The organism is Microbacterium sp. HMWF026, from assembly GCF_003061325.1.
GTDB lineage: Bacteria > Actinomycetota > Actinomycetes > Actinomycetales > Microbacteriaceae > Microbacterium > Microbacterium testaceum_E.
Window position 1 is genome coordinate 1 of record NZ_QAJB01000191.1, and the last position, 3,589, is coordinate 3,589.

A 3,589-nucleotide genomic window follows, 5' to 3' on the forward strand; every position below is an offset into this window, starting at 1 on the left:
GGAAGGGGGCGGGTCGCAGACGAACAGATGCGACCCGCCCCCACGCGGATTGTTACTTGTTGACCGAGAAGCCCTGGTCGTTGCCGTACTGGACGAGCTGGTCCTGCCAGGTCGTCAGACCGGTGTTGAGGTCGCTCTTCGATGCGTAGGACTGGCCGACCGTGTCGCTGAAGATGCTGTTGGCGAACACCTGGAACGGCAGGTAGCTCCAGCCCTCACGGACCTCGCTCGAGGCTTGCGTCAGCACCTCGTTGATCTTCTGGCCGCCGAAGTAGCTCGACTCCTGCTCGACGAAAGCGGGGTCGCTGAGCTGCGCGGTGGTGGAGGGGAAGCCGCCGGACTCCGCGAAGATCTTGAGGCTCTCCTCGTCGTTGTTCAGCCACTTGAGGAAGCCGGCCGCCAGAGCCGGGTTCTTGCTCTGCTTGACGACCGCCTGGCCGCCGCCGCCGTTCTCGGCGGTCACCGCCGTGCCGTCATAGGTCGGGATGGGGGCCACGGCCCACTTGCCCGAGCCGTCCTTGACCGACGACTCCAGCACGCCCGGCATCCAGGCGCCCGTGATCAGCGAGGCGATCGAGCCGTCGCCGAGCCCCTTGAACCACTCGTCGCTCCACGCCGGGGTGTCGGCGAGCAGGCCGCCCTCGACGAGGCGGTTCCAGTTGTCGGCGAATTTCTTCGAGCCCTCGTCCTGCAGATCGATCGTGACGTCGGTGCCCGAGGTCTTGAACGGGGTGCCGCCGGCCTGCCAGATCATGCTGGTGGCGAAGCCCGAGTCGCCGGTGTCGGCGGTGATGTACTTCGACGGGTCCGCCGCGTGCAGCTTCTGCGCTGCCGCGTAGTACTCGTCCCACGTCTTGGGGGCCGAGATGCCGGCCTGGTCGAAGACCTCTTTGTTGTAGAAGAGGGCCATGGGGCCCGAGTCCTGCGGAAGACCGTAGACCTTGCCGTCGAACTCGACCGAACCCCACGGGCCCGAGCTGTAGTCGCCCGAGAGGTCGCCGAAGCCGTACGACGACAGGTCGAGCAGCGAGTCCGAGAGTGCGAACTGGGGGAAGGCGTAGTACTCGATCTGCACCACGTCGGGGGCGCCGGAGCCCGCCTTGATGGCGTTCTGCAGCTTGGTGTACTCCTCGGTGTTGGTGCCCGCGTTGACGAGGTTCACCTTGACGTTCGGGTACTTCGCCTGGAAGGCGGCGACCTGCGCCTCGGCGGAGGGCGTCCACGACCAATACGTGATCTCGCCGCCGGCCTCGAGCGCCTTCTCGATGTCGTCGGCCGAACCGGCCGCGCCGCCGCCGGCGTTGCCGCCCGAGCACGCGGTCAGTGCGCCCACCGTCAGGGCGGTGGCGGCGACGGCGAAGACGGTCCGCCGGACGGCGGAGCCCTTGCGCATGAATGTCATCGGATTCCTCTACTTCGTTGTTGTGGATGTGGTGCGGATGCTGCTGCGGCGACCCGCGGGCGGGTGGCTGCGGTGGGGGGTCAGGGGATCACTGCTTGACGCTGCCGGCGCTCAGGCCCGACTGCCAGAAGCGCTGCAGCACGAGGAACGCGGCGACGATCGGGATGATCGACAGCAGTGCTCCGGTGATCACGAGGTTGTAGATGGGCTGCGCGCCGACGCCGATGGCCTGCGCATTCCACTGATTGAGGCCGACCGTGAGCGGGTACCACGCGGGGTCGCTCAGCATGATCAGCGGGAGGAAGTAGTTGTTCCACGTCGCCACGACCGCGAACAGCAGCACGGTGACGATGCCGGGGGTGAGCAGCCGGATCGAGATGGTGAAGAACGTGCGGAACTCGCCCGCTCCGTCCATGCGGGCGGCCTCGAGCAGTTCGGTGGGGATGGCGTCCGAGGCGTACACCCAGATCAGGTACAGCCCGAACGGGCTGATCAACGAGGGGATGATGATCGCCCACGGGGTGTTCGTCAGGCCGAGCTGGCTGAACAGCAGGAACGTCGGCACCGCCAGGGCCGTGCCGGGGACGGCGATCGCGCCGAGAACCACGGCGAAGACGGCCTTGCGCCCGCGGAAGTTGTACTTGGCGAGACCGTACCCGGCAAGGGTGGCGAGCAGCGTCGCGCCGCCGGCGCCGACCACGACGTACAGCAGGGTGTTGCCGAGCCACCGGACGAAGATGCCGTCCCGGTAGGTCAGGGTCTGCGCGATGTTGTCGAAGAGCGCGAAGCTGTTGCCCGGGCCCAGGCCGAAGGTGGTGAACAGGTCGGGCTGGGTCTTGGTGGCGTTGATGACCAGCCAGGCCAGGGGCACGAGCGTGTACAGCAGGTACAGGCCCATCACGATGCTGAGCACCAGCGACTTCTTGCTGCGGGTCGGCGACGTGCGCGCGAAGCGGGCGCGGCCGGTGCCTCGCGAGGTGGTCACGGCGACGGTGTCGGTGCGGGGTGCGGTCGCGGTGGTCATCGCGCCTCCTGACGTGAGCCGCGCAGCTGCACGACGTAGGCGATGACGGCGGTGATGACGCCCATGATGATGGCGATCGTGGCCGCGTAGTTGTACTGCTGGCCGGCGAACGAGAGGTTGTAGGCGTACATGTTCGGCGTGAAGAACGTCGAGATCGTGTTCGGGGCCAGCGGCTTGAGGATGTTTGGCTCGTTGAAGAGCTGGAAGCTGCCGATGATCGAGAAGATGGTCGCGATGACGATCGCGCCGCGTACCGCGGGGATCTTGATCGAGAAGATCGTGCGCCACGCGCCCGCTCCGTCGATGGATGCCGCTTCGTACAGCTCGGTGGGGATGGTCTTCAGCGACGAGTAGAAGATGAGCATGTTATAGCCGACGAACTGCCAGGTCACGATGTTGCCGATCGACAGCAGCATCCACTCGGGGAGGAACGGCTGGACAAAGGTGCCGCCGAGCAGGTCGTTGAGGTTGCGCGTGAGGCCGAACTGGTCGCCGTAGATGTAGCCCCACATGAGCACCGCGACGACGGCGGGCACGGCGTAGGGCAGGAAGATCACGATGCGGTAGAAACCGGCGGCGTGCAGCCGTGCGCTGTCGATCGCCAGGGCTGCGGCCAGGGCGAGCACCAGCATGATCGGCACCTGGACGACGAGGAAGGCCCCGACGCGGCCGAAGCCGTCCCAGAACTTCGGGTCGGCGAACGCGGTGACGTAGTTGTCGAGACCGACGAAGGCGTTGCCGCCGATGAGCTGATCGCGGAACAGGCTCAGGTAGATCGAGTACGCCAGCGGCGCCAGGAACACGAGCGCGAAGATCAGCGCGAAGGGGGCGACGAACAGCCAGCCGCGGTCGTCGATTCGTGCGCGCCGCTTGCGCCGCGGAGTGCGCAGGGCGGGCGGGGGTGCCGCGGTGGTCGTCATCGTCCGGTGCCTCTTCATTGGTGCGCATCCCGGTCGGGTTGGCCGGGATGTTGACGTAAACATAACCCGACCGCGCTAAGGTGTCAACGTCAACATCCGAGGGGGCCGACATGAGCGAGACGACGACGACGTCGACCGCGATCCCGACGCGCGAACGCCGACGAGAGGTGTCGATGGCCGACGTGGCCGCGGCCGCCGGCGTGTCGGGACAGACCGTCTCGCGCGTCGGGATCGCGGTCGACG

3 protein-coding genes are annotated in these 3,589 nt (G+C 67.0%); all 3 read right to left on the reverse strand.

What is annotated here, in order from left to right; genetic code table 11:
- Positions 1 to 52 precede the first annotated feature (52 nt).
- Positions 53 to 1,402: a sugar ABC transporter substrate-binding protein gene (locus tag DBR36_RS08025; RefSeq protein WP_108318352.1), complete on the reverse strand. Its 1,350-nt coding sequence runs from the start codon at positions 1,400 to 1,402 to the stop codon at positions 53 to 55.
- 88 nt (positions 1,403 to 1,490) lie between these two features.
- Positions 1,491 to 2,300, reverse strand: a complete 810-nt coding sequence (locus DBR36_RS08030) for a carbohydrate ABC transporter permease (RefSeq protein WP_108318357.1) — start codon at positions 2,298 to 2,300, stop codon at positions 1,491 to 1,493.
- Between the two features lie 122 nt (positions 2,301 to 2,422).
- A complete protein-coding gene (locus tag DBR36_RS08035; protein ID WP_108318355.1) occupies positions 2,423 to 3,346 on the reverse strand; it encodes a carbohydrate ABC transporter permease in 924 nt (307 codons plus the stop codon).
- Between the last annotated feature and the right edge of the window lie 243 nt (positions 3,347 to 3,589).